Annotated in this window: 17 protein-coding genes and 1 pseudogene; 2 read left to right on the forward strand and 16 right to left on the reverse strand. The window is 71.5% G+C overall.

The annotated features are described in order from the left end of the window. Nucleotides 1-12: 12 nt before the first annotated feature. The 3 genes from HNR20_RS28045 to HNR20_RS28055 are packed head-to-tail and all read right to left on the reverse strand — an operon-like array spanning nucleotide 13 to nucleotide 3971. Nucleotides 13-2121: an iron ABC transporter permease gene (locus HNR20_RS28045; protein WP_184185897.1), complete on the reverse strand. Its 2109-nt coding sequence runs from the start codon at nucleotides 2119-2121 to the stop codon at nucleotides 13-15. Next, on the reverse strand, nucleotides 2118-3101 hold the full coding sequence (locus HNR20_RS28050) for an ABC transporter substrate-binding protein (protein WP_184185900.1): 984 nt from the start codon (nucleotides 3099-3101) through the stop codon (nucleotides 2118-2120). The genes HNR20_RS28045 and HNR20_RS28050 overlap by 4 nt, the downstream gene beginning before the upstream one ends. Nucleotides 3102-3137: 36 nt before the next feature. Beyond that, the gene (locus HNR20_RS28055; RefSeq protein WP_184185903.1) at nucleotides 3138-3971 is read right to left on the reverse strand and encodes an ABC transporter ATP-binding protein; all 834 of its coding nucleotides are present in this window, start codon (nucleotides 3969-3971) and stop codon (nucleotides 3138-3140) included. Nucleotides 3972-4084: 113 nt separating this feature from the next. On the opposite strand from HNR20_RS28055, the gene HNR20_RS28060 reads away from it, so the two are divergent. Beyond that, on the forward strand, nucleotides 4085-7264 hold the full coding sequence (locus HNR20_RS28060) for an ATP-binding protein (RefSeq protein WP_184185906.1): 3180 nt from the start codon (nucleotides 4085-4087) through the stop codon (nucleotides 7262-7264). Nucleotide 7265: 1 nt separating this feature from the next. Here HNR20_RS28060 and HNR20_RS28065 read toward each other — a convergent pair whose 3' ends face one another. Next, entirely contained in the window at nucleotides 7266-8093 is an 828-nt protein-coding gene (locus tag HNR20_RS28065; RefSeq protein WP_184185909.1) for an ABC transporter permease, read from the reverse strand. Beyond that, nucleotides 8090-8971, reverse strand: a pseudogene (locus HNR20_RS28070) (ATP-binding cassette domain-containing protein); the annotation flags it as partial. The pseudogene HNR20_RS28070 and the gene HNR20_RS28065, both read right to left, overlap by 4 nt. Before the next feature lie 270 nt (nucleotides 8972-9241). Here HNR20_RS28070 and HNR20_RS28075 point away from each other — a divergent pair. Continuing rightward, nucleotides 9242-11617 (forward strand): acylase, encoded by a 2376-nt coding sequence (locus tag HNR20_RS28075; protein ID WP_184185915.1) that lies wholly within the window; start codon nucleotides 9242-9244, stop codon nucleotides 11615-11617. Between the two features lie 152 nt (nucleotides 11618-11769). Here the strand turns inward: HNR20_RS28075 and HNR20_RS28080 are convergent, their stop codons facing one another. The 11 genes from HNR20_RS28080 to HNR20_RS28130 all read right to left on the reverse strand — a co-directional run bounded on the left by HNR20_RS28080 (nucleotide 11770) and on the right by HNR20_RS28130 (nucleotide 25288). Then, a complete protein-coding gene (locus tag HNR20_RS28080) occupies nucleotides 11770-12573 on the reverse strand; it encodes a class I SAM-dependent methyltransferase (RefSeq protein WP_184185918.1) in 804 nt (267 codons plus the stop codon). Between the two features lie 32 nt (nucleotides 12574-12605). After that, nucleotides 12606-13376 carry an ABC transporter ATP-binding protein gene (locus HNR20_RS28085; protein WP_184185921.1) on the reverse strand — a complete coding sequence of 257 codons (771 nt, stop codon included), beginning with the start codon at nucleotides 13374-13376 and terminating at the stop codon, nucleotides 12606-12608. Then, entirely contained in the window at nucleotides 13376-14119 is a 744-nt protein-coding gene (locus HNR20_RS28090) for an ABC transporter ATP-binding protein (protein ID WP_184185924.1), read from the reverse strand. Before HNR20_RS28090 ends, HNR20_RS28085 begins: the two co-directional genes overlap by 1 nt. Further along, on the reverse strand, nucleotides 14116-15135 hold the full coding sequence (locus HNR20_RS28095) for a branched-chain amino acid ABC transporter permease (RefSeq protein ID WP_184185927.1): 1020 nt from the start codon (nucleotides 15133-15135) through the stop codon (nucleotides 14116-14118). Before HNR20_RS28095 ends, HNR20_RS28090 begins: the two co-directional genes overlap by 4 nt. Then, entirely contained in the window at nucleotides 15132-16028 is an 897-nt protein-coding gene (locus HNR20_RS28100) for a branched-chain amino acid ABC transporter permease (RefSeq protein ID WP_184185930.1), read from the reverse strand. The genes HNR20_RS28095 and HNR20_RS28100 overlap by 4 nt, the downstream gene beginning before the upstream one ends. Further along, nucleotides 16025-17218, reverse strand: coding sequence for an ABC transporter substrate-binding protein (locus HNR20_RS28105; protein ID WP_184185933.1), 1194 nt, complete (start codon nucleotides 17216-17218; stop codon nucleotides 16025-16027). Before HNR20_RS28105 ends, HNR20_RS28100 begins: the two co-directional genes overlap by 4 nt. Nucleotides 17219-17270: 52 nt before the next feature. Continuing rightward, a complete protein-coding gene (locus tag HNR20_RS28110) occupies nucleotides 17271-17675 on the reverse strand; it encodes a roadblock/LC7 domain-containing protein (protein ID WP_184185936.1) in 405 nt (134 codons plus the stop codon). Between the two features lie 16 nt (nucleotides 17676-17691). Beyond that, entirely contained in the window at nucleotides 17692-20082 is a 2391-nt protein-coding gene (locus tag HNR20_RS28115; protein WP_184185939.1) for a sensor histidine kinase, read from the reverse strand. Nucleotides 20083-20335: 253 nt separating this feature from the next. Then, nucleotides 20336-20803: a helix-turn-helix transcriptional regulator gene (locus tag HNR20_RS28120; protein ID WP_184185942.1), complete on the reverse strand. Its 468-nt coding sequence runs from the start codon at nucleotides 20801-20803 to the stop codon at nucleotides 20336-20338. Between the two features lie 258 nt (nucleotides 20804-21061). After that, nucleotides 21062-22360, reverse strand: coding sequence for a cytochrome P450 (locus HNR20_RS28125; protein ID WP_184185945.1), 1299 nt, complete (start codon nucleotides 22358-22360; stop codon nucleotides 21062-21064). Between the two features lie 573 nt (nucleotides 22361-22933). Continuing rightward, nucleotides 22934-25288, reverse strand: coding sequence for an AbfB domain-containing protein (locus HNR20_RS28130; protein ID WP_184185948.1), 2355 nt, complete (start codon nucleotides 25286-25288; stop codon nucleotides 22934-22936). Between the last annotated feature and the right edge of the window lie 107 nt (nucleotides 25289-25395).

Here is a 25395-nt window from a genome sequence, read left to right on the forward strand (position 1 = left end):
TCGGGCCGGCATCTATCGGGGGTTGTTCGCCACGGCGCGGGACCGCCACAGCAGCCAGACGAAGTACGGGGTGCCGATCATGGCGGTGACCAGGCCGGCGGGGATCTGGGCCGGTGCGATGACCGTCCGGCCGAGGGTGTCGGCGATGCTGACCAGCGCCGCGCCGAGCAGGGCGGCCACCGGGAGCACCCGGGAGTGCCGTCCGCCGACGAGTGCCCGGGCCGCGTGCGGGGCGACCAGGCCGACGAAGCCGATGACCCCGACGGCCGAGACCGCGGTGGAGGTGAGCAGCGCCGCCGCGCCGAGCGCGATCAGCCGGGTGCGTTCCAGCCGGACGCCCAGCACTCGGGGGGTGTCGTCGTCCAGCGTCATCAGGTCGAGTTCGCGGCGGGCGGCGACCACGGCCGGGGTGAGCACCAGCAGGGCGATCAGCACCGGCAGCACCTGGGTGGACGTGCGGCCGTAGGTGGAGCCGGACAGCCAGGTCAACGCCTTTCCGGTGTTCCACGGGTCGAAGGCGACGATCAGGTACGTGATCAGCGCGATGCCGCCCTGCCAGGCGCCAAAGCCGATCAGCACCAGCCGGTCCGAGCTCAGACCGCCGCGCCAGGCCAGGCCGTAGACCAGGGCGAACGCCAGCATCGCGCCGAGCCCGGCGACGCCGGAGACGGCCCACACACCGGCCAGCGGCACGAAGGTGAGCAGCGCGACGGCGCCGAGCCCGGCGCCGGCGGTGATGCCGAGGATGCCGGGTTCGGCCAGGGGGTTGCGGCAGACCGCCTGAACGGTGGTGCCGGCGACCGCGAGCGCCGCGCCGGCCAGGACCGCTGCGGCGACGCGTGGCCACCGCTGGTCCAGCACGAACGTGTACGCGGGTCCGGTGGTGCCGTTGACCCAGTTGACCAGGTCACCGAGCAGCACCCAGGTGTCACCGGCGAGCATGCCGACCGCCACGGCGCAGACGGTCAGCGCGGCGGTGACGGCGACGACGGTGCGGTGGAAGGCGGCGGAGCGGACGGCGGCGTGCCCGCCGGGCGGGCGGCGGGTGGGGCCCGCGTCGCGGTGCCGGCGGGCCAGCCAGATGAGGATCGCCGCGCCGAACAGGGTGGTGACCACGCCGGTGGGGATGTCGACCCCGGCCTGTCCACCCATGACGGCGCGCAGCAGCACGTCGGAGCCGAGCACGATGATGACGCCGGCGATGCCGGACAACGGCAGCAGGATGCGGTGCCGGTGCACCCCGGGCACCAGGGGGGCGAGCAGCCGGACGATCACCGGGGCGCACAGGCCGACGAAGCCGACCGGGCCGGTGAGGGTCACCGCCGCGGCGGACAACAGCACGGCCAGCACGGTGACGATGAGTCGGGTACGCCGTACGTCGAGACCGAGCACGGTGGCGGTGTCGTCGCCGAGGGCGAGGATGTCGAGGCGGTGCCCGAGCAGGACCAGGACGATGGTGGCGCCGACGATGACCGGCGCGAGTTGGGTCAGCGCGGTCAGGTCGCTCTGCACCAGCGAGCCGTTTCCCCAGGCGAACAGCCCGATGGTGGCCTGTTCGAACAGGAGCAGCAGCAGGGTGGTCACCGAGCCGAGCGCCAGCGCGGTCGCCGAGCCGGCGAGGATGAGCCGGGTGGTGCCGGCCTGTCCGCCCGCGGACATCGCCATCACCAGGCCGGCGGCGGCCAGCCCTCCGCAGAAGGCGAGGCCGCCGGCCGGCAGCGCGGGCAGCGAGATGCCGAACGCGGCGACCGAGACGATCGCGAGGTGGGCGCCCGCGTTGACCGCGAGGGTGTCGGGGGAGGCGAGCGGGTTGCGGGCGATCGACTGCAACGCGGCTCCGGCGAATCCGAGCGCGACGCCGATGGTCAGCCCGGCGAGCAGCCGGGGCAGCCGGGAGGCGATCAGGACGCGGGCCGCCTCGTCGTCGGTGCCGGTGACGAGCCGCAGCAGGTCGAGGGGGCCGACGGTGGAGGTGCCCTGGGTGAGGTGTACCGCGCCCACCACGAGCAGCAGGAGGATCGCGGCGACGAAGACACCGACGACGCGGGGCGCGTTCGGGCGCCCGCCCGGAGCCGGCTGGGTGGCCGGCTCCGGGCGCGCGGGTGCGGTCAGCAGGGTCATGCCGTGTAGGTCTTGAGGAACTCGTCGATGTACTGCTTGCCGGAGAGGGGGCCACCGAAGGTCCAGATGCCATCGGGCATCTTGTGCAGGTTGCCCTGCTTGACAAAGGGCAGCGACTTCCAGATCGCGTTGGCGGCGAGGCCGTCGGCGAACACGTCGGTGCCGTCGGAGGCGTTGTAGAAGAGGTGCATGTTCGGATCCTTGAGGACGGTCATACCTTCGACGTCGGTCTGGCCGAGGCCCCACGCCTCGTCGGTCTTGCCCGTCCAGGCGTTGGTGAGACCAAGCTGGATGCCGATCTGCGAGACGAGCGCACCCTTGCCGAACATCCGGATGCTGACGGTGCTGCCTTCCTTCCAGCCGTCGGCGATGGCGAACGGCCGGCCGGCGGCGCCAGCGTCGGCGATCTTCTTCTTGCCGTCGGCGATGGCCGCGTCGAAGTCCACGAGCAGCTTCTCCGCCGCGGTGGTCTTGCCGACGGCCTTCGCGATCATGTTGAGGTCCGAGCGCATCCGGCCGAGGTTGTCGGTGGCGTCGCTGCCCTTGGCGACCACGACGGGCACGTACTTCTCCAGCTGGCCGATCAGGTTGGCGCTTCCGTCGCCCTCCATCACCACCAGATCAGGCTGGAGAGCGACGATCGAGTCCACGCTCGGCTCGCCGCGGGTGCCGACGTCCTTGACGCTCGGGTCGAGCTTGGCGGCGGTGACCCACGTGCCGTAGCCCTTGGGGTCGGCGACGCCGACGGGCATGACACCCAGGCTGACCAGCATCTCGACCTCACCCCACTCCAGGCCGACGACCTTGGTTGCCGGGGCCTTGAGGGTGACGGCCTTGCCGCGGCTGTCGGTGACGGTGACCGGGCCGCCGGCCGGCGACGCGGAGGACGCGGGGGCCGCGGCGTTCTCGGTGGTGCCGCAGGCGCCGAGCGTCAGCGCGGCCACCACGGCGATGAGGGCGGTGAAACGGGTACGAGTCATCACGATCTTTCTCTGGCTGCGGATCGGGGTGGTCGTTCAGACCGGGATGCGGGTCGAGTGCCGCCCTACGGGGCGGGTGGTGACCAATCCGCTCTCCGGATCGATGGTCACCTCGATGCGAATTCCGTAGGTCTCGGTCAGGGCGTCCTCGGTGAAGACGGTGGTCGGGGTGCCGGTGGCGCGGACGCGGCCCTGCTGCAGCAGAACCACTTCGTCGGCCACGGCGGCCGCCTGGTTGAGGTCGTGCAGCACGACGCCGACGGCGACGCCGTGGTCGTCGGCGAGGTCACGCATCAGGTCGAGGATCTCCACCTGGTAGCGCAGGTCGAGGAAGGTGGTGGGCTCGTCGAGGAGTAGCACCGGGGTGTCCTGGGCCAGGCAGGTGGCCAGCCACACCCGCTGCAGCTCGCCTCCGGAGAGTTCGTCGACGGGACGCTCGGCCATCGTGGCGACGCCGGTGACGTCCATGGCACGGGCGATGGCGGCGGGTCCGTTCGGATCCTCCGCGCGCCAGCGCCCCCGGTACGGGTGGCGGCCGTAACCCACGACGTCACGGACGGTGACCCCGCTCGGCACCGGCCGGCTCTGGGCGAGCAGGGTGACCCGACGGGCGAACTCCCTGGACGGGAGGCTGGCGGCTGCGACGCCGTCGGCGAGGTGAACCAGGCCGGCCTCGATCGGATGCAGCCGGGCCAGGGCCCGCAGCAGGGTGGACTTGCCGCTGCCATTGGGCCCTACGAGCGCGGTCACGGCACCCGCGCGAAGGCCGATCACGGCATCGTGCACCACCGGCACACCGTGATAGCCAAGACGGAGATCGACGCCGGACAGGCTGTACTCCCCGTTGGCCAACGCCAACTCGTTCTGCATGAGGTTAGGCTAACCTAACGAAATAGTGGCGTGTCAAGCCAGCCTCGGGGCCGAGGGCAGCCCGGCGGACCGGCGGTCGTCGGGACCGTGCACGCGTGGGGGATGCTGGTTCCGTGCAGATCACGACCCTCGGCCCACTCGCCGTCGACGGCCAGCCCGTACGGGGTGAACGGCTCGCGGCGGTGATCCGCGCGCTCGCCGACGCACGTGGCCGGGCGATCTCCACGAGCCTGCTCGTGGACGCCGTCTGGGACGGCGCGCCGCCCGACGACGCGACCGGCGCCGTCCAGGCGCTCGTGTCCCGGGTACGCCGTCTCGGGCTGCCGGTGGTCGCGGTGCCGGGCGGATACCGTCTGCCCACCGAGGACGTCACCATCGACGCGGTCGAGGCGCGGGCGCTCGTCGATGCGGCGCGGACCGTGCTGGGCAGCGGCGACGTCCGCGCCGCCCGCAGCCTGGCCGATCAGGCGCGTGCCCTGTTCCCCGAGGTTCCGGAGCTCGACACCACCGAGGACACACGGCTGTTCGCGGACGTCGCCGCCCTGCGCGCGCAGGCGGCACTCGCCGGTGCGGGGTCGTTCGACGAGGCCGACCTGCGCCGGCTCGTCGCGCGTACGCCCCCGGACGAGCCGTCCGCCGCCCTGCTCGTCCAGGTGCTCGCCGCCCAGGGGCGGGAGGCGGAGGCGCTGGAGGTGGTGGAGCGGCTCCGCGCCGAGCTGGCCGACCGGTACGGCACCGACCCGTCACCCGTGATCACACAGGCGCATCTGTCCTTGCTGCGCGGCGAACTCACCGCACCGGCCGTCGCGACGCCACCCCGGCAGCCGGCGCGGATCGCCCTGCCGCCCGCGTGGCGGCGACGGCTGACCGCCCTCGTCGGACGGGAGCGTGACGTCGAGGCCGTGAGCGAGTTGCTCGCCGAAGCGGCCCTGGTGACGATCGTGGCGACCGGCGGCGCCGGCAAGACCCGCCTGGCCGCCGAGGTGGCACGACGCACGGCGGCGGCCGGGCGGGCGGTACGGGTGGTCGAGCTCGCCGGCCTGCGCTCGTCCGACGAGGTGCTGCCCACGGTGCTCGCGGCCCTCGGTGGCGCGGACACCGCGGTGGCCGGGGGCAACCTGGGCCTCGAACGGCGGGTCCTCAGCCCCGAGGAACGGCTGCGCGCCGTGGCGCCGGATCTCGACGGACTGGTCGTGTTGGACAACTGCGAGCACGTCCTCGACGCGGTGGCCACCGTCGTCGCGGACCTGCTCGCGGCGACCTCGCCGGAGGTCGCGGTGCTCGCGACGAGTCGGGCCCCGCTGGGCCTGGCCGGCGAGCAGGTCCACCGACTGACCGTGCTGCCCGACTCGGACGCGCTCGGGCTGATCGAGTCCCGGGCGCGGGCCGGTGGAGCGGTGCCGACCTGGGACACCACCCGCGCCCTTGCGCTCTGTCACCGGCTCGACAATCTGCCGCTGGCGCTCGAACTGGCCGCCGCACGACTGCGGCACATGCCGATCGACGATGTGCTCGCCGGGCTGACCGACCGGTTCGCGCTGCTCGACGACGCGCTGCGCGGTCTGCCGGACCGCCACGCGAGCCTGTGGGCGATGGTCGACTGGAGTCGGGAACTTCTCGCTCCCGACGACCGCGCGCTGCTGCAGCGGATCGCGGTCATTCCCGCGCCGTTCACCGCGGACCTCGCCGCCGCGGTCGCGCAGAGGGCGGACGTACGGCGGGGGCTCGCGACGCTCGTCGAACAGTCCCTGCTGACCCTGGTCGAGGGCGACGGGCCACCCCGCTACCGGATGCTCGAGACCGTCCGCGAATACGGCGACGCTCGGCTGGACGCCGCCGGCGACCGTGCTGCGGCGATGGCGGGCCTGACCGAATGGGCCCGGGGTGAGGCCGCCGCGCTCGCCGGCCGCTTCGTCGGCCCCGGCCAGGTCGAGGCGCTCGACCGCTGCGCCGCGGAGCAGGACAACCTGCTCGCGGGCCTGCGGTGGGCACTGGGGCAGGACGACGAACCCGCGGCCGTCGACGTCACCACCGCGTTGTTCCACCTCTGGACCGTGCGTGGCCTACACCTCGAGGTCCTCGCGTGGGCGCGAGGGCTGCTGAACGTCGATCACCCGGAGCGGCGACAGCGGTCGGCGATCCTGCGGGGCCGGGCCAGCGGCCGGCCACTGCCCGACGCCGAGAGACTCGCCTGGACGTGCGTGGTGATCAGCGTGAACTCCGGCATCAGTGGCGAGCTGCGGCTCGCCGCGCTCGCCCGGCGGGCACTGCGGGCGCTCCTGGCCGAGCGGCCCGCCGAGGTGTCGCGCCGGCTGACCGCGCTCGCGTCGGCGTTGCCCGGCTTCGACACGTCCGATCTGGAGCGGAGCCTGAAGAGCGCGAACGAGATGATCGCGCATCCGGATCCGTACGTGCAGGGACTCGGCCTGTTCGCGCGCGCAGCGGTACGGGAGAACGGCGGCATGTCGGAGGATTCGATCAACGACGCCGAGCAGGCGTACCACCGCTTCGAGGTTGTCGGTGACCACTGGGGCATGGCGGTGGCGGCGCAGGCCGCCGGGCACTTCTTCGCCCCGCGCGGTGACGCCCGCTCGACCGACTGGTTGGCGCGCAGCGTCCGCCACATGGATCTCCTCGGCGCGACGCAGGACGCCCGGTCGATCCGGGTGATGCTGGACGTGCAGCTCGCCCTCGCCGGCGACTCGGAGGCAGAGCGGCGCCTGGGCGAAACCGCCACACCAGGCCACGCCGAGCTGACGGACGTCGCGCAGGCGCGTCTCGGCCTGGCCCAACTGGCCTGGCAGCGTGAACGGTACGAGGACGCGCTCGCCCACGCCGACGAGGTGACCCGCGCCCTCGCCGGGTGGACCGGGTCGCCGGTGCAGCCGCGCGTCATCCTCCGGGTCGCGGTGGCGGTCCTTTTTCTACGAGTGGCCGAGGCGCGGCGGGTTCCGGGGACCGAGGCCGCCGTCCAGGCCGCCGCGTTGCTGTCGCTGGCTCGCGACGAGGCGCTGGCCTCGAAGGACCTTCCGGTGATCGGGGCGTGGGCTTCGGGCGGCGCGGAACTCGCGGCGTGCCGGGAGGACGTCGGCACCGCCCGCGAGCTGTCCGCACTCGCGACGCGCATCGGCACCCACATCGAGATGTTCTTCCCCGCCGGGAAAGGCGAACGGCTCAACGCCGCCCTCGGGGACGAGGAGCAGCGTGAGCCGTTGCTGGCCGCGTGGCGTGAGCGGTCGGTCGCCGCGGCCGTCACCCGGATCCGCGAGCTGATGGACGACCTCCTCGCCTAGGTCAGATCTTCTTGCGGTACGCGCGCAGCGCCAGCGGCATGAACAGCGCCACGAAGCCGGCGCACCAGGCGAGCGTCCACCACACGTGGTTGCCGAGTGGGGTGCCGAGGAACAGCCCGCGTACCGACGCCACCAGGTGGGTCATCGGATTGACGTCCACGAAGGCCTGCATCCAGCCTGGCAGGGTGTCGGCGCCGACGAACACGTTGGACGCGAAGCTCAGCGGCATGATCAACGCGAACATCACGCCCTGCACAGCACCCGCGGTACGCACCTTCATCGACACGAGCACCGGCAGCCAGCTCAGGCAGAGCGCGAACAGCACCGCGAGCAGACACCCGGCGATCGCCCGGAACGGGTCGGTTTCGATCCGGAAGCCCATCACGTAGCCGATCGCGAGGGTCGACACCGTGACGATGACGTACCGCACGACGTCGCCGAGGACCGCGCCGACCAGTGGCGCGGAGCGCGGGATCGGCAACGACCGGAACCGGTCGAAGATGCCCTTGGCGATGTCGGTGTTGAGGTTGACGCCGATCGCGATGGCACCGGTGGCGATGGTCTGCGCCAGGATGCCGGGCAGCAGGAACTGCAGGTAGTCGTGGGTCGATCCGGCGACGGCACCGCCGAAGACGTACACGAAGATGATGAGGAACAGCACCGGCTGCAGCGTGACGTCGATGAGCGCCTCGGGCGTACGCCAGGTCTTGATGAGGCTGCGCTTGGCGAGCGCCAACGAGTGCCGGATCAGCCGGAACGGCCGTGGGTTCGGCACGGAGTTCGAGAGCTCGCGGCTTCTCGTGGGTGGGGCGTCGATCAGAGTGCTCATGCCGCGACCTCCGTGGGGCGGGTGGTGTCGTCTTCGGATGCCGTACGCCCGGTGAGGGTGAAGAACACCTCGTCGAGGCTCGGCAGATGCAGGGAGAGTTCGGTGACCGAGATGCCGGCCGCGGCGAACCGCGCGACGCTCTCGGTCAGGGCCGCGTCGTCGGTGACCGGCACCGCGAGCACGCCCTTGCGGATCTCGTCGGCCTGCCCGCCGGAGCCGACCTGGGTCAGGATCTCCGCGGTGCGGGGCAGTTGCGCCGGGTCGGACGGCCGGACCTCCAGGGTCTGCCCGCCGACCACCCGCTTGAGCCCCTCGGGGGTGTCGTGCGCGATGACCCGGCCGTGGTCGATCACCGTGATGGCGTCGGCGAGCGCGTCGGCCTCCTCCAGGTACTGCGTGGTGAGCAGCACCGTCGAGCCGTTGTTGACAAGCGAGCGGACCACGTCCCACATGTCCTCGCGCTTGGCCGGGTCGAGCCCGGTCGTCGGCTCGTCCAGGAAGATCACGTCGGGGGAGCCGACGAGGCTGGCGGCCAGGTCCAGCCGTCGCCGCATGCCGCCGGAGTAGGTCTTGGCCGGCCGGTTCGCGGCGTCGGTCAGGTCGAACCAGTCGAGCAGTTCGGCGGCCCGCCGCCGGGCGCCGGTCCGCCCCAGTTCCAGCAGGGTGCCGAACAGCTCCAGGTTCTGCCGTCCGGTCAGGTCCTCGTCGACCGAGGCGTACTGGCCGGTGAGGCCGATGCTCTGCCGAACGCGCTCGGCGTCCCGGACCACGTCGAAACCGCCGATTCGGGCGCTGCCGCCGTCCGGGGTCAGCAGGGTGGAAAGGATGCGGACGGCGGTGGTCTTGCCGGCGCCGTTGGGGCCGAGCACCCCGAGCACCGTCCCCCGGGGCACGGCGAGGTCCACGCCCTGCAACGCCCTCGTCTTTCCGAAGGTCTTGACGAGGCCCTCGGCCTCGATCACCAGGTCAGCTGTCATGTCCCACAGCGTGCCCGGGTCGCCTGACACCGCCCTGACACGCCGCCGACACCGACACCGACACGCGGTCGACAGCAGGGGTGTACGAGATGGCACGGCAGCGACGAGAATGCCGATCAACGTGAATGTCCCTCGGGCAGCGGCGCCCGGGGACGACGGGGGGAGGACGCGGTGACAGCATCAACACGCCTCGGCGGGGCGGCGGTGGTCCTGGGTTTGATCCTGGCGGGCCTGAGCGGCCCGCCAGCCGGCGCGCACCAGCGTGACCGGGGCTACGCGGCCGAGATCCGCCGCGCGTCGTACGGCGTCCCGCACATCACGGCCACGAGCTACGCCAACCTCGGCTTCGGAGTCGGACACGTGCAGGCGGAGGACAACCTGTGCGTCATCGCCGAGAAGGTGGTCACGGTCAACGGCGAGCGCTCCCGCTACTTCGGTGCGACCGGCCCGACCGACGCGAACGTCCGCAGCGACCTGTTCTTCAGAAAGATCATCGAGGATCGGACGGTCGAGCGGCTGCTCGACGGCCGCCGCGACGGCGTGCACTCCCCGTCCAACGACGTCCGTGACCAGATTCGCGGCTTCGTCGCCGGCTACAACTCCTACCTCCGCCGCACCGGCGCGGCGCGGCTCACCGACCCGGCGTGCCGGGCCAAGCCATGGGTACGCCCGCTGACCGAGATGGACGTCTGGCGCACCACCTGGGCCAGCATGGTCCGGGCCAGCTCGCGCGCCGTACTCGACGGGATCGTCGCCGCCGCCCCGCCCACCGCTACCGGCCCGGCCGCCGTGCAGGACGCGCCGGGCGCGGCCGCCGTGCTCGCGGCCAGCGACGGCGCCCCGGCCGGAGTGGGCAGCAACGCGTACGGGCTCGGCGAGGCGGCGACCGCCAACCGGGGCGGCATGGTGTTGGCCAATCCGCACTTCCCGTGGGACGGCGCGGAACGCTTCTACCGGATGCACCTCAAGGTGCCCGGTCGCTACGACGTCGAGGGCGCTGCCCTGATCGGCGACCCGATCATCGAAATCGGGCACAACCGCACCCTCGCCTGGAGCCACACCGTCTCCACCGCTCGCCGGTTCGTCTGGCACCGCCTCGCGCTGGTCGCCGGCGACCCCACCTCCTACTACGTGGACGGTCGACCACGGAAGATGACCACCCGCACGGTCACCGTCCAGGTGCCCAACCCGAACGGTGGCATGGTGCCGGTCAGCCGGACCTTCCACGACACCCACTTCGGGCCGGTCGTGGTGGTGCCCGGCACGTTCGACTGGAGCGCCGACACGGCTTACGCGATCACCGACGTCAACGCCACCAACAACCGGGCGTTCGACGGCTGGCTGCAGATGGGCCGCGCCGAGACGGTCCGCGACCTGAAGCGGGTGCTCGACCGATACCAGTTCCTGCCCTGGGTCAACGTGATCGCCGCCGACGCCCGCGGCGAGGCGCTCTATGCCGACCACTCCGTGGTGCCCCGGGTGACCGACGCCCTCGCCGCCGCCTGCATCCCGGCGCCGTTCCAGCCGCTCTACGCCAGCAGCGGCCAGGCCGTCCTGGACGGCTCCCGCTCGGCCTGCGCGCTCGGCGCCGACCCGGATGCCGCCGTGCCCGGCATCCTCGGCCCGGCGAACCTGCCGGTGCGCTTCCGCGCCGACTACGTCACCAACTCCAACGACAGCTACTGGCTGGCCAACCCCCAGGCCCCGCTGGAGGGCTACGCGCGGATCATCGGCGACGAACGCACCCCTCGCAGCCTGCGTACCCGTCTCGGCCTCGACCAGGTGCAGCAGCGTCTCGCCGGCACCGACGGGTTGCCCGGCCGCGGGTTCACCGCCGACCGGCTGTGGCGGACCGTCTTCGGCAACCGGGTGTACGGCGGTGAACTGGTCCGCGACGACCTGGTGGCGCTCTGCACCGCCCAGCCGACCGGCACCGCCTCGAACGGCGCCACGGTCGACCTGCGTGCCGCCTGCACGACACTGGCCCGCTGGGACCTGCACGCCGACCTGAACAGTCGCGGCGCACACCTGTTCACCGAGTTCGTCCTGGCCAACGGGCTGCGCTTCGCGGAACCCTTCGCCGTCAACAACCCGGTGCACACGCCGCGCCGACTCGACACCGCCAACCCTGGCGTGCGTACCGCGCTCGCCGACGCCGTGCAGCGCCTCGCCGGCATCCCGCTGGACGCACGTCTCGGCGACGTCCAGACCGAGCCGCGCGGCGACCGGCGCATCCCGATCCACGGCGGACGCGCCGAGGCCGGCATTTTCAACATGATCATCAACAACCGGGTGCCCGGCGTCGGCTATCCGAAGGTGGTCCACGGCTCGTCGTTCGTGATGGCCGTCGAGTTGGGCCCGCACGGGCCCTCAGGACGCCAGATCCTCACCTACTCCCAGTCGACCAACCCGAACTCACCCTGGTACGGCGACCAGACCGCGCTCTACTCGGGCAAGGGCTGGGACACGATCAAGTACACCGAGGCCCAGATCAAGGCCGACCCGAATCTGCGCACCTACCGAGTCGCCGAGGGCCGGCACCACTGATCCACGAACACGGACCGGCCGGGCTCCCTGGCGGGGAGCCCGGCCGGTGCGGTCGAGGCCGTCGTAGAGCTGTCCGGCTCAGCGGGGGGCGTGCTGCGTCGGAGGAGGTACGGGCGGCGCGACCGCTCTCCACGCGGTCAATCCACCTGCTCTCAGCCCGGTAGACGGCCCCGCGTGGAGACGAAGTGGTACGACATGACGGCGAAGCCGGGGTCACGGACCAGCCGCCGGAAGGCGTGCAGTTGGTCGGGTGACAGCCCCGCGGCGAGCAGATCCGGCTCCAACTGGCGGGAGTTCGTCTCGTAGAGCGACGCCCCGGTCGAACCACCGGCCCAACTCTGCGAATGCGTGATGGTGTCCACATCGGTCAGACCAGCGAGGGTCATCTCGGTGTGCACGTCCTGTGCCCACCCCAGGCCGGCTCCGTGCTCCTGCAGGACACCCATCATGGCGTCCATCACCTGCGCGAAGAGCTTCGCGGCGTCGTCGTTCGGTGCGGTCAGCACCCGCTGTGGCGTGGTGCAGTCGAACTCCTCGACCACCAGCCACCCGCCGGGAGCCAGCGCGCCGGTGAGCGTGCGGAGGACCCGCCGTCGTTCGGGAAGATGCAGCAGCACCAGCCGAGCGTGGATCAGGTCGAACGCGTCCCCGGGTGGCGGCTCGGTGCGGACGTCGTGCCGGCGTACGTGCAGGTTGCCCTTCGCCACCAGGTGCGCGGGGTCGATGTCCGTGGCCAGCACGTGACCACCGTCGCCGATCGCGCGGGCGATCCGCCGGGCGATCGAGCCGCCACCCGCCCCGACCTCCCAGCAGGTGGCCCCCGGTCGCAGGACCGGGTGGGCCAGGCGGCGCGTCGTGATCGGATCCAGGAAGGACTCCAGCGCGTGCATCTGGGGAACGGCGTCGGGTGCGCCGTTGTCGAACGTGTACGTGCCGTCGCTCGTAGCGGTTGCCATCGGTGTCCACCTCTCCGAGAGGGTTCGGGTGACTACGGGGTGTCGGCCCAGAGCCGAGGGGTCGGTCGGTTCGCCGGGGGCGGCGGGACGGCGGCGACGCTCAACATCGCTGCCAGTGGGGCCGGATCGACGCGGGCCTCTCCGGTCGGTCGGTCGTAGACGACCCGGCCGTACTCCAGCACCGCCACCCGGTCCGCGATCTCGATCGCATGCTGGAGTTGCTGCTCCACGAGCAGCACGGTCAGGCCGTCGGCCGCGAGGGCGCTGATGAGCCCCCGGACCCGCGCCGCCAGGTCGGGAGAGAGGCCCTCACACGGCTCGTCGAGCAGCAGCACCCGTGGCTGGCCGAGAAGCGCACGGGCTATCGCCAGCATTTGCTGCTCGCCGCCGGAGAGCTCGCAGCCACGGTGGCGCAGCCGCTCCGCCAGCCTCGGCAGCAGCTCCAGGATCCGGGCCACCGTCCAGCCCTCGCCACCGGCGGTCGCGGCCCGCCAGGGTGCGGCCGCCAGGACCAGGTGCTCGGCCACGGTCAGGCGGGAGAAGACCCGCCGGCCCTGCGGAACGAGACCGACCCCGGACTGGGCGATCCGGTGCGGTTGCCGGCCGGCCACGTGCACGCCGCCGATCTCGATACGACCACTGCTGGCTCGCACCAGCCCGGCGATGGTGTGCACGAGAGTGCTCTTGCCAGCCCCGTTGCGGCCCACCACGGCCTGGATGCAGCCGGGCTGCACCTGGAAGCTGACCTCGTGCAGCACGATCCCCCCGGCGTAGCCGGCGCACAGGCGCTCCACGCACAGCATCAGGCCACCCCGTCGGCGTAGGCCTGCCGCACCAGCGGCGAGGTGCGGATCTCGTCTGGCGTACCGGCGGCCAACGTCTGGCCGTCGCGGAGCACGGTGACCGTGTCGCAGAGCGCGTACACCAGGTCCAGTCGATGTTCGACCAGCAGCACGGCGATCGCCCTGGGCAGCGCCCGGAGCAGGTCGAGCAGCCGGCCAACCTCGGCGGCGGACAGTCCCGCCGCGGGTTCGTCGAGCAGCAGCAGGCGGGGGCTACCGGCAAGGGCCATCGCGATCTCCAACTGGCGTTGTTGCCCATGTGCGAGGTACCCGGCGGGCACCGCCGCGACGTCGGCGAGGCCCATCCGCTCCAGCAGCGGGCCTGCCCGGTGTTGCGCGGTGCGCCGGCGTCCGCCCGGCCACCACCTGCGGCGCGGGATGACCCGTGGCAGCGCGGCCACCACGACGTTCTCCGTCGCGGTGAGTGTTGGAAAGACCGCTGGTCGTTGGTGTATCCGGTTGATGCCTCGGCGGGCCCGTGCCGCCGGGCCGAGCCGACTGATGTCCCGTCCAGCGAAGCGCACCGCGCCGCGCTGCGGCTTCGTGGCACCGCCGATCACGTTGAGAAGGGTCGTCTTGCCGGCTCCGTTGGGGCCGATCAGGGCGTGCCGCTGGCCGTCGTGGATGGACAGGTCGACGCCGGCGAGTGCGGTGAGCGAGCCGTAGCGCACGCTGACATCCTCGGCGCTGAGCAGGGGGTTCATGCGCGTAGTTCCGGTACCGCTGCGTGGTCACGTGCGGGTGGCTCCTGCGGGTGGCTCGGCGCGGCGCTTGACGGACGTAGCCGGACCCGCGCCCTGTTCACGCCGGTGGGCAGCAGGTAGACCGTCGCCACGAACAGCGCTCCCAGCACCAGTGGCGCGTGGCCGGGCAGCACCCCGAACAGCCAGTCCCGAACGGCGATGACGAGCGCCGCGCCCACCAGGGCGCCGCCGACCGAGGCGGTGCCACCGATGACGACACCGAGCAACAGCAGCGCGGACGTGTCGAAGCCGAAGTCGGCGGGGGAGATGTACTGCTGGGCGACGACCAGCAGCGAGCCGGCGCCGCCGGCTATCGCCCCGGCGGCGATGTGCGCCCCGGACACGTGCAGCGGCACGCGGTGCCCGCTGGCCCGCAGCCGCGTCTCGTCGTCCCGACCGGCACGCAGCAGCAGCCCGGCCCGGGTACGCAGCAGTAACAGCACCGCGCCGACGAGCGTGGCCACGACGACCAGGGTGTACATGTAACGAGCCTGATCGCTGGCCAGGGCCGGGAGCCCCCAGAACGGGCGGACCGCGGGCATGCCGGCCAACCCGTCCGTGCCACCGGTCACCGACCGCCAACGACCGAGAACGGTCACGACGAGTTCACCGATGGCCAGTGTGATCATCAGGACGATCACTCCCCGGGCATGGACGACGAGCGGCACGGTCAGCGCGGCCAGCACCGCCCCGGCGCCCGCCGCGACGGCGAGCTGCACGACGCCGACGTCGGAGATCCGGCTGCCGATCACGACACAGGCGTAGGCGCCCGCCGCGTACGGTGCGGTCTGGCCGAGGGTGGGCATGCCGGCGACGCCGGTGAGCAGGGCCACGCTCACCCCGACCAGCGCCAGTGCCAGCGTCCGGGCGAGGATCGCCGTCGTGTAGTCGTCGACCACCCACGGCGCCATGACCAGACCGGCCAGGACGAGCGCCGCGACAGCGCCTCGTGCCCGGCGGATCACCTCGTTCCTCATGTCGCCCTCCATCTGCTGGCCAGGCCCCGCGCCCGCACGGCCAGCACAGCCGCCATGGCGGCGAACAGCAGGAATGGCGCGGCGGACGGCAGCAGCGCCACTCCCAGCGTCTGGATCTCGCCGATCGCGAGCGCGGCCAGCAGAGTGCCCGCCATCGACCCGAGACCACCGAGGACCACGACCACCAGGGACAACAGCAGCACGGTGTCGGCGGTGTCCGTGCCGGGACCGATGATGGGCGCGCCCAGCACCCCGGCCGCGCCGGCCAGCGCGCCGGCGGCGGCGAGCACGCCGGCGCGGATCCGCGCGGGACTCACGCCCAGACAGGCGACCATCTCCGCGTCGTCGACGGCCGCCCGCACCAGCATCCCGGCCCTGGTCCGCCGCACCACCAGGTAGAGCGCCGCGGCGATCACCGCCGCGACGACGATGAAGACCAACCGGTACGCGGCGTAGCGGTGGCCGGCGACCACCACCGACCCCTCCAGGGCAGCGGGCACCCGCACCTGCGGATCGTCGGGCCCGAAGCCGGCGACGAGCAGGCTCCCGCCGGCCAGTGCCACTCCGAACGTCAGCAGCGCCTGGGTCAGGTGGTTACCGGTGGCGACCGGGGTGAGCAGTCCGGCCAGCAGCGCACCCGCCGCGGCGGCCGCCAGCACACCGACCGCCAGCGCCAACGCCAGGCTCGCCCAGCCGCCGTCGAACAGCGCCGCGGCGGTGTACCCGCCGATCGCGTAGAGCGTGCCGTGCGCCAGGTTGAGGATGTTGGCGACGCCGAAACAGAAGACCAGGCCCGACGCGGCGACGAAGACGAGCAGCCCGTAGGCGACTCCGTCCAGAGCCGGGATCACGTACGGGTCGATCCGGCTCGTGCCGGCCGCCACCACCATCATCGGCCGACGGTCGCGAGGTCACCCACGACGGTGTTGGACAGCGCCCGGCCGTCCTGGCGGACCTGCCGCAGGTACCACTTCTGCACGGGGGAGTGCGTGGTGGTGGAGAACTGCCAGGTGCCGCGCGGGCTGGCGATCTGGCCGAGCTGGCCGATGGCCGTGTTGATGGCCTCCGGAGTCGGGTCGCTCCCGGCGGCGCCGATCGCCCGGTCCAGCACCGCGGCCGCGTCGTACGAGGCGAGCGCGTACGTCGTCGGCGAACCGTCGTGCTTGGCCTTCCACGCCGCGACGAAGGCCCGGTTCTCCGCGTTGTCGAGGTCGGGCGAGTAGTTGAGGACCGAGTAGATGTCCCGGGCGGCCTCGCCCTGCGCGTTGAGCACCCCGCCCTCGGTGAGGAAGCCGGCCGCGTACAGCGGGACGTCCTTGATCTCGGACTGCGCGTACTGCTTCACGAAGTCGACGGCGGCGCTTCCGGCGTAGAAGGTGTAGACGGCCGCCGCGCCGGACGCCTTGATGCGGGCGAAGTACGGAGTGAAGTTGGTGGTGGCCGGGAACGGTGTGAAGGTCGTCTTGCCGTCGGTGTTCGCGAGCTTCCCGCCGATCTTCACGAAGGTGTCGGTGAAACCACGCAGCTCGTCCCAGCCGCCCTGGTAGTCCGGGCCGATCGCGTACACGGAGCCCTGCACGTTGTCGCGGACGTGCTGGGCGATCGCCTCACCCGGCTCGTCGGAGAGGTACGAGGTGTGCCAGACCCGGGAGACGTCCTTGAGCTCGGGTCGGCCGTTGGAACCGACGAGTGGCACCTTGGTCTCGTCGAGCAGGGGAGTGACTCCGGCGACCGAGCCACCACCGACGATGCCGGTGAGCGCGGACACCCGGTCCTGCTTGAGCAGTTTGGTCGCCGCCGGGACCGCGGTCTGTGCGCCGTTGCCCTCGTCCGCGACGACGAGGTCGACCCGTCGACCGCCGAGTTTGCCGTCGTGGGTGTCCAGGTAGAGCTGGAAGCCGTCGCGGATCTCCGTGCCGACGGCCTGGTACGTCCCGGACAGCGACGCGAGCAGGCCGATCTTTATCGAGCCGCTGGCGCTCGGGCCCGGCCCGTCATCGCCGCAGGCGGTGCCGACGGTCAGCACGACCGCGAGCAGCGTGGCGCCGAGGGCACGGCTGTGCCAGGGGGTGGTGTGAGGCATGTCTTCTTCTCCAGGGAAAGGATGGGTCTCCGGCGTGGGGGCGCCGGGGCTGTCAACGGCTGCGGGCGAGTGCCGCTCGGGCCGCGGGTGTCAGGGCGTCCCCGATGCGGTTGGCCAGCTCGGTCATCTCGTAGGAGACCTTGCCGACGTCGCACTCGGGTGCGGCGAGCACCAGCAGCGACGCGCCGTCGTTGAAGGCCATCGAGAACATGAAACCGCCCTCGAGTTGCGTGACGTTGGAGATCACCGCGCCGGCGTCGAAGAAGGCCGCCGCGCCGCGCAGCAGGCTGACAAGCCCGCTGCCCGTCGCGGCCAACTGGTCGGCCCGGTCCGGCGGCAGGTCACGGGTGGCGGCCACCATCAGGCCGTCGCTGGAGATGGCGATCGCATGGCTGACCTCGCTCGCGCGCGCGGCGAAGCTGTCCAGCAGCCAGCCGAGATCCTGTTGGTCGCTCACGTGCTCTCCTGTCGCGTCATTTGTTGGCGAGGTTGATCGGGGTGCGCCGCCGGTTCGCCACACCCCGCGCGTACGCGGCCATCGCCGTCGCCACCTGGGCCGGGTCGCGGTACTCGGAGCGTTGCTGCTGCTCGGGCACGGTCACGCCGCCGGGCACGAGATGCCGTTGCGGTTGCCGTTTGGGCAGGCCGGCCCTGGTGGTCGTGGCGACCTCGGGGGCGGTGGCCTGGGCGGCCGTGCGCCAGGCGTCGTCCGCGGGGCTGGACCACTCCCCGCCGTCGTGGCCGTCGACGACATCCGTCTGGAACCAGTGGTTGACCTGTTCGAAGATGAGTAGCTCCTCAGTGGGCGCGTCACCCCGGTCCGGAGGTGGGGGAGCGGGTCGGAACACCGGCGCCGCAGGCAGGAGCCGCTCGGCCGGAGGGCGTCCGGCGGTGGGCTCGGGGCGTGGCTGGTACGGCGGCGGAGGGCTGGCCGTACGCGCCGCCCGCCGCGACAGTCGGCCGGGTGCGAGCAGGAACTCCTCCGGTGGCATCGACCGGATGATCGCCGCGGGCAGTGTCGCCTCGGCGAGGGTGCCGCGGCGGGGACCGCGTCGCAGTTGGACGCTGGCGCCCAGCCGAGCCGCGAGCTGACCCACGACGACCAGCCCCATCGCCCGCACGGCGGCCACGTCGATGGCGGGTGGGCGGGCCAGCAGTTCGTTGAGCTGCTGCATCCGCTGCGGGGACAGCCCCACGCCCTCGTCGCTGATCTGCACGATGACGCGGTCACCGAGGCTCCGGCCGCTCACCCACGTCTCGCTGTCCGGTGACGAGTACGTCGTCGCGTTGTCCATGAGTTCGGCGAGCAGGTGCACGACCTCGTCGACGGTCTTGGCCGCCACGGCGACATCCCCGTCGATCATGCCGAGCCGGACCCGCGCGTAGTGCTCGATCTGGGACAGCGCCGCCTGGAGCACCTGTTGCAGCGGCACGTCGCGCTGGCGTACGCGACCGACGCCGACGCCGCCGAGCACCAGCAGGCTGGCGTTGATGCGGCCCATTCGGGTCGCCAGGTTGTCCAGCGTGTAGAGCTGGTGCAGCCGGTCGGGATCGGTCTCGTCCCGCTCGACCAGATCGACCTGGGCCAGGACGGCGTCGACGAGTCGCTGTTCGCGGCGGCTCAGGTGGATGAAGATGTCGGCGGTGTTGGCGCGCATGACGGCCTGCTCGGCGGCGGTCCGCACGGCGGCCTGGTGCACGGCGCTGAACGCCTGGCCCAGCTCACCGATCTCGTCGTCGCTGGACGGTTCGAGGGCGGCGGTGGACTGCTGGCGGGCCAGCTTGTGCGGGTCGACCGCGGCGCTGCCCGGCTGCTGGAGTTGGGCCACCACGGCGGGGAGCTGTTCGAACGCCACGGCGTTGGCCGCATCCCGCAGGCGACGCAGCCGCCGGGTGATCTGCCTGGCGACGGCCCAGGTCACCAGCGCGGTCAGTAGCAGTGCCAGCAGGACGCCGGCCGCCTCGGCCACGGCCCGGCGGCGCTGGTCGGCGTGCGCGGCCCGGACGTCGTCGAGAACCGCGACGTCGACCCGCGCTCGCAGCTCAGCCAGGCGGGTGGCGCGCGTCTGTGTGGTGGACACCCAGGCGGCGGTCTCCAGTTTCAGCGTCGACCCCGGCTGGGCCCGGGACACCTCGTCCTGCATCCGTTGCAGGGTGAGCGCCTCCTTGCCGGTGCCGGCCTGCTCCCACCAGATGCTCCAGTCGGGTGGAGCCAGCGCCAGGAACGACAGGCTCGACTCGGTGTAGCTGGTCCGGGCGGCGGTGATGTCCTGCTGCATGGCCGGGGTCAGCTCGCCGCCCGCGACCGCGCGCAGCACGGCAACCTGCTGCTGTCCGATCGCCTCCGCCGTCTTCGACAGCGCCGCCGAGGCCCGGATTCCGTCGGCGAGTTGGGCGTCCACCACGCCGTGGGAGACGTTCTCCCGGAAGTTGATCAGGTCGGCGATCGCGATGCGGTAACTGAAGGTCATCGCCGACACCGAGGCGTGCGCTGCCGTGCGTACCTGGGTGCGCAGCGGGGCCAGGCCGCCCAGCGCCTCGTCGATGCGGCGCAGCAGGGCCTGGTTGGCGTCGGTGTCGGCGGGCAGCAGATCCCGCTGCTGGCGGTAGCGGGCCGCAGCCTCGTCGGTGGCGGCCATTTCCGTGCCGAAGGCGTCCTGCTGCTGCGCTGCGGGATAGGTGAGCAGGTCGGCTGCCGCGATGCGCTCGCGCTGCAGGCGGTAGGCCAGGTGACCCGCCTCGGCGCCGACGCGTGCCAGGACTTCCAGGTCGCTGGCGCGGGCTGTCTGGCGCGCGCTCTCAGTCAGCGCGAGGCCGGCGAAGCCGATCACGGCGACGAGCGGCGCCGCGACGATGAGGCGCATCCGACCGGCAATCTTCCAACCGCGTCGTCGGGTCGGGTAGGGTCGGGCCGCGTGGGACCTCGTGCTCGACGCCAAGATTGACTCCCGCGACTCGTCGATGACGGTCTATTCGCACATTGCCAAATGCAAGTCCCATTCGGCCGGAAGCCGCGCTCATAGGCCAGACCTGACCGTGGTACAAACTGCCCGTACCAGCATCTGTACCCAGAGTCAGCAGCCGGTGACGCCGCAGGGGCGGCCCGAGTCGGCGAGGTTAGCGCTGGTCGTCGAGGGGTCTGGCCGGCCGCTCCGGGTCCTCCGGATCGGATTGGCCGTTGAGCACCTGGCCGATCAGCTCGCGCAGCTCATCGATCGCGTCCACGACGGCGGCCGGGTCACGCGCGTCGCGCCGACCCCGCTGATGCGGTGGCGCAATCCGAGCCGGGTCCGGCGCGCGGGGGCCTCGGCGACCGTCGGCGGCCAACTGCTCGGCCGCGACCTGCGGCCACAGCGCCGCCAGCCGGCCGCCGGTGCGAAGCGCGTCGTCGCACCGCAACGCGAACTCGTGACTGCCGAATCGGCGGCCCGACTCGACCGCCGCGACCGTCTCCCGGCTGAACCGCACCAGATCCGCCAGGGCCCGCTGGGTCAGACCCCGGCGGACGCGGCAATTGCGTAGTTCCCAACGGAAGCGCTGACTGGCCGCAGAGTGAGCAGAGCTCGACGGGGACGTGTGCTCCATGCGCTCACCTTCGTGGCAACGGAAGTCAGCAGCGGACCGCAGATCGAAAGCGGCCGATGCGCGTGACATTCGTAGAGGGCAATTCTTAACCCAGGATGCGTTGGGTGTGAAGACGTTCATCGACATGGATTGCCCGGCAAAGCGTGGAAGGCGCGTGCCGGGCGTGGTGCGGGCACCGCGTCGCGGCGCGTTCGGGGCAGGCCGCGTTGCCCCGCCCACCCGAGGATCGCGTGCAGGCCGGCCCCGCGTGATGGGCGCTCACTGGCGGGCGACGTGCGCCTCGGCAGTCGCCACCTCTCGTGCCGGCGGGACCACGACGGGCGCCGTGATATCGATTATCGCCTTCAGCGTGTGGTGCGCGCGGAACGCAACATTGGGTTTGAAGAAACGATGTTGCTCGGGCGTCAGCCGTAGGCCGGGAATGGCCGCGGCCAGTCGGGTGAGGGCAACCCCGGCCTCAAGCCGCGCCAATCCCGCCCCAATGCAGAAATGTGGGCCGTGGCCGAACGACAGGTGATCCGCCGCGTCGGACCGGTGCGGGTCGAACCGGTCCGGGTGGGCGAAGACCGCGGGGTCCCGGTTGGCCGCTCCAATCAACAGCAGGCAGCGCGCCCCTGCCGGAATGGTGGTCCCGCCCAGGGTGACGTCTCGGAGGGTCACCCGGAGCCAGCCGTCGATGGCGGGCGCGAAGCGGAGCGTCTCGGCAACGAACGCGGAAACGCTCCCCGGGTCCGCGGCGATCGCCGACCATCGCTGAGGGCTGGAAAGCGCCTGGTCGAGGGCGTGAGCGAGCAGCCCGGCGGTGGTCTCGTGGCCGGCGACCAGGAGATTGAAGGCCAGGCTCGCCACCTCGGGCACCGTCAGCACCGCGTCATCGTCGTCGCGGTAGGCCAGAGCGCGACTGATGAAGTCGTCGCCGCGCGGACCACTCTCCACCCGCTGCCGGACAAGCTCCTCGCAGTAGTGCCAGAACTCCAGCAGACCCTGCGCCAGACGCACCTGCTCGGCCGGGTCCGGCTGCCCCCAGATGAGCGCGATCTGACCGTCCGCCCAGCTCCGGATCCGTCCGATGTCGGTGTCGGGCACCCCGAGGATGTCGAGGACCACCAGCAGGGGCAGCTCGGTGGCGAACTCCGGGATCAGGTCGACCTGGTCGCCCTGCCGTGCGACGAGTCGGGACACCAACTGGTCGACCCGGCGCCGGACGATCGCGCCGTACTCGGCCTCGACCCGGTCGGCGGTGTTCGCGAAGGTCGCCCGGAGGGCTCGGCGGGTGCGCGGGTGCACCGGTGGATCCGCGGCGGCTGTCGTGGGTGGCGCGTCGATCTGCATGATGACGCTCATCGCCTCGGGGCACACCTCGTAGACCGGAACGAGGGTGAGGGCGTTGGCGAACGTCGAGGCGTCGGCGAGGGCGCGCCGGACGTGTGCGTGTCTGCTGATCAACCACAGGTCCAGATCCTCGGCGTAGTGCACCCCTTCGGGGTTGTCGAGAATATGCCGCCACATGCTCGCCGGATCGGTGAGATAGGCCCCGGTGAACGGATTCAACCGCATGGAACGCCTCCTGATGCACGCGGCGCGAAACCGGCAGCGCCCCCATTAAACGATCCACGTCAGTCGGGCCGATAATGGCGCTCATCTGCCACTTGGGCTTTACGGTGCGCCGACTGGCTGCACAAGTCAAGATAGGTTGGTGTCTATTTGCTGTCCTACATTTTTGCGGAATGCAGTGGACGGGTGAACCTGGCCAGATGCAAGTTGCCGCCCGGTCCTTGCCGTCAGCCGGCCCAGCCGGGAAGGCCATCCAAGCGCCACATCCGGTGCGCGTCACCTGATCGACTCCGTTTCACCGAGTTCACGGTGTCGCGGTGACGGAGGTGCCCCGATGTCAGCGATAACCCGACGATCAGGGGCGGCTGGGCCGAACAACCGACCATCACGGACGGTCGCAACAACTCACCACTTTTCCTCATGACCGGAGAAACGATCTCCGGGACGGCGGGTAACGCCGGCTGCCGCTGAGGGCAGGAGCCGCCCGCGCGACAACCCCCAGGCGCCGCGCGGGGGTTCCGGTCCAGGCCGGAACCCCCGCGTCGTCCTACCGGGACGACCCTGCCACCCGAGGGGTCAGGGCGCCCACGGTGCGGCGACGTTCCAGGTGCTGTCGGCGGCCCACAACGTCGGCGTGTTGTACCCGTCGCCGCCGGTGCCGTTGCTGAGCCAGACCTCCGAGTTGTAGTGCCTCAGGTACTTACCCCGGAAGTTGTACGACTCCAGCGACACGCCCGCGCCGGTCAGCCCGACACGTGCGCACCAGGTGGCGTCGGCACGCATGAGCGCCGAGCCGTCGTCCGGCGAGTTGCGGACCCGGGAGTTCTGGTGGCGTAGGTACTGCCCGGGAAAGTTGACCGACTCGAACGAGTAGCAGCCGGAGGCGGCCAGGCCGGCCCGGATGGTGTACGTGGCGTCGGCTTTGAGCAGGCTGGAACTGGCGGCGTCGACCACCTCCGTGAAGGCCAGGCTGTCCTGATGGCGCAGGTACCGGTTCGTGTAGCCGGGCGTGGTCACCTGCAGGGATCGTCGGGTGTTGACCGGCAGGGCGACGGGCGCCGCGCTGCCGATGCTCTTCGAGGCGTTGATGAGGGCGGTGTTGGCGGCGCGTACCCGCGCCTGATCCATCTTGACCACCTGCCGGTCGTAGGTGAGAAAGCCGTTCAGCTCACCCTCCAGGTCGGTGATCTCGGTGTAGACCGAGGCGCTGAGTCCCTTGCCGAGCATCAGGTTCTGGCTGCCCTGCACCAGCCCCACGTAGCGGTCCGTGAGCGCCGTCGCGCTGGCCTGCCATTCGTAGGCGAAGAACTGGCCGTTCGGGCTGTGCTCATGACCCGGGGTGTGCAGGCCCAGGCCGCCGAACTCGCCGAGCACCGCGATCCGGCTGCTCGACGGTACGGGGGAGTCCGGCCCGAGGTAGACGTGCCAGTCGTCGATGTCACCGTTGCCGGGATTGCCGAGGGACTGGCAACAGTTGTGGCCGCTGTGTGGGTTGACCAGACGGGTCGGGTCCTGGTTCTTGATGTTCTGCGCGACCCTGCGGGTGTCGGCCAGGGCGCGCTCACCCCAACCCTCGTTGTAGGGGGTGTACGCGACGACCGCGGGGGAACTGCGGTGCTCGTCGACGATCTCGCGTGCCTCGGTCTCGAACTGCGCCTGCTGGGCGTCCGTCGGGTTGATGTCCTGCGCGGTCAGCGACGGGATGTCCTGCCAGACAAGTAGGCCGAGTCGATCCGCGTGGTAGAACCAGCGCTGCGGTTCGACCTTGATGTGCTTGCGCACCATGTTGAAGCCCAGGTCCTTGTGCTTCTGCAGGTCGTAGGCGAGGGCGGCGTCGGTCGGCGCGGTGTACAGCCCGTCCGGCCAGTAGCCCTGGTCGAGGGTGCCGACCTGGAACACGAACTGCCCGTTGAGCTTGGGGCGCAGCACCCCGTTCACCAGGCCGGTGGTGATCTCACGCATTCCGAAGTAGTGCGTGGTCCGGTCGACGGTGGCACCCCCGGCGTTGCGGAGGGTCACCCGCAGGTTGTACAGGAACGGATCGTCGGGTGACCAGCGGCGGGCGTTGGGGACGGGCAGGCTGAAGTCGGTGAAACCGCCGGTGGCCGAGCTGACGATGGTTGCTCCGTTCAGCGCCTCGGCGAGCACGCTGTGGCCGCTCACGTCCCCGCGGGTGAAGACCCGCACCCGCAGGGTGTTGTTGCTCAGGTTCGGGTAGACGTCGACGCTGCTGATGGAGGCCGTGGGAACCGGCTCCATCCACACCGTCTGCCAGATGCCCGAGCTGGGGGTGTAGAAGATTCCGCCGGGTTGCTTGGTCTGCTTGCCGATGGCAGGCAGGCTGCCGTTCTGCCGGCTGTCGGTGGGGTCCCAGACCTTCACCACGATCTCGTTGACGCCGGCGGTGAGTTGCGGGGTCACGTCGAAGGTGAAGGCGTCGTAGCCACCGGTGTGCGCGCCGACCCGGACGCCGTTGACCCAGACGGTGCTCTGCCAGTCGACGGCGCCGAAGTGCAGCAGGGTCCGCCGACCCGCCCAGTTCGGCGGGACGGTGACGGTACGCCGGTAGAACAGGTAGTTGCGGTTGTCGTTGGCGGCCCGTTGGATGCCGGACAGTGCGCTCTCCACCGGGAACGGCACGTTGACCCGCTCGGGCAGGTCGGTGCCGAACTGCGGTGCGTCGTCGCTGACCGACTGGCGGAGCTGCCACTCGCCGTTGAGATTGAGCCAGTCCGGCCGGGTCATCTGCGGCCTCGGATACTCCGGCAGTGGTGTGCCGAGCAGCGCCTGACTGGTCCACGGGGTGGTCAGTGGCGGCGTCTTGGGCGGGGCCGCCTGTGCCGGTGCGCTGGGTGCGGCGAACAGGCTGGCGACCAGGGTGAGGATGAGCAGCAGGGGCAGGGCGGGGCGGATGCGGACCTGTCGTGTCATGCCGTCTCCGGGGGACGAGTCGCCGCGGGCGGTGCAGCCGGGCCCGAAGCGCGTTGGCGGTGGGCATCGGGTGGTCAGGTGACGAGGGGTGGGCGTCATCGGCGGAT

The sequence above is a fragment of the Micromonospora parathelypteridis genome (genome assembly GCF_014201145.1).
GTDB classification, from domain to species: domain Bacteria; phylum Actinomycetota; class Actinomycetes; order Mycobacteriales; family Micromonosporaceae; genus Micromonospora; species Micromonospora parathelypteridis.

Coding starts and splice junctions, on each gene's coding strand:
- HNR20_RS28045 (WP_184185897.1), bottom strand. CDS start 2,121: ATGACCCTGCTGACCGCACCCGCGCGCCCGGAGCCGGCCACCCAGCCG.
- HNR20_RS28050 (WP_184185900.1), bottom strand. CDS start 3,101: ATGACTCGTACCCGTTTCACCGCCCTCATCGCCGTGGTGGCCGCGCTG.
- HNR20_RS28055 (WP_184185903.1), bottom strand. CDS start 3,971: ATGCAGAACGAGTTGGCGTTGGCCAACGGGGAGTACAGCCTGTCCGGC.
- HNR20_RS28065 (WP_184185909.1), bottom strand. CDS start 8,093: ATGAGCACTCTGATCGACGCCCCACCCACGAGAAGCCGCGAGCTCTCG.
- HNR20_RS28080 (WP_184185918.1), bottom strand. CDS start 12,573: ATGGCAACCGCTACGAGCGACGGCACGTACACGTTCGACAACGGCGCA.
- HNR20_RS28085 (WP_184185921.1), bottom strand. CDS start 13,376: ATGCTGTGCGTGGAGCGCCTGTGCGCCGGCTACGCCGGGGGGATCGTG.
- HNR20_RS28090 (WP_184185924.1), bottom strand. CDS start 14,119: ATGAACCCCCTGCTCAGCGCCGAGGATGTCAGCGTGCGCTACGGCTCG.
- HNR20_RS28095 (WP_184185927.1), bottom strand. CDS start 15,135: ATGAGGAACGAGGTGATCCGCCGGGCACGAGGCGCTGTCGCGGCGCTC.
- HNR20_RS28100 (WP_184185930.1), bottom strand. CDS start 16,028: ATGATGGTGGTGGCGGCCGGCACGAGCCGGATCGACCCGTACGTGATC.
- HNR20_RS28105 (WP_184185933.1), bottom strand. CDS start 17,218: ATGCCTCACACCACCCCCTGGCACAGCCGTGCCCTCGGCGCCACGCTG.
- HNR20_RS28115 (WP_184185939.1), bottom strand. CDS start 20,082: ATGCGCCTCATCGTCGCGGCGCCGCTCGTCGCCGTGATCGGCTTCGCC.
- HNR20_RS28120 (WP_184185942.1), bottom strand. CDS start 20,803: ATGGAGCACACGTCCCCGTCGAGCTCTGCTCACTCTGCGGCCAGTCAG.
- HNR20_RS28125 (WP_184185945.1), bottom strand. CDS start 22,360: ATGCGGTTGAATCCGTTCACCGGGGCCTATCTCACCGATCCGGCGAGC.
- HNR20_RS28130 (WP_184185948.1), bottom strand. CDS start 25,288: ATGACACGACAGGTCCGCATCCGCCCCGCCCTGCCCCTGCTGCTCATC.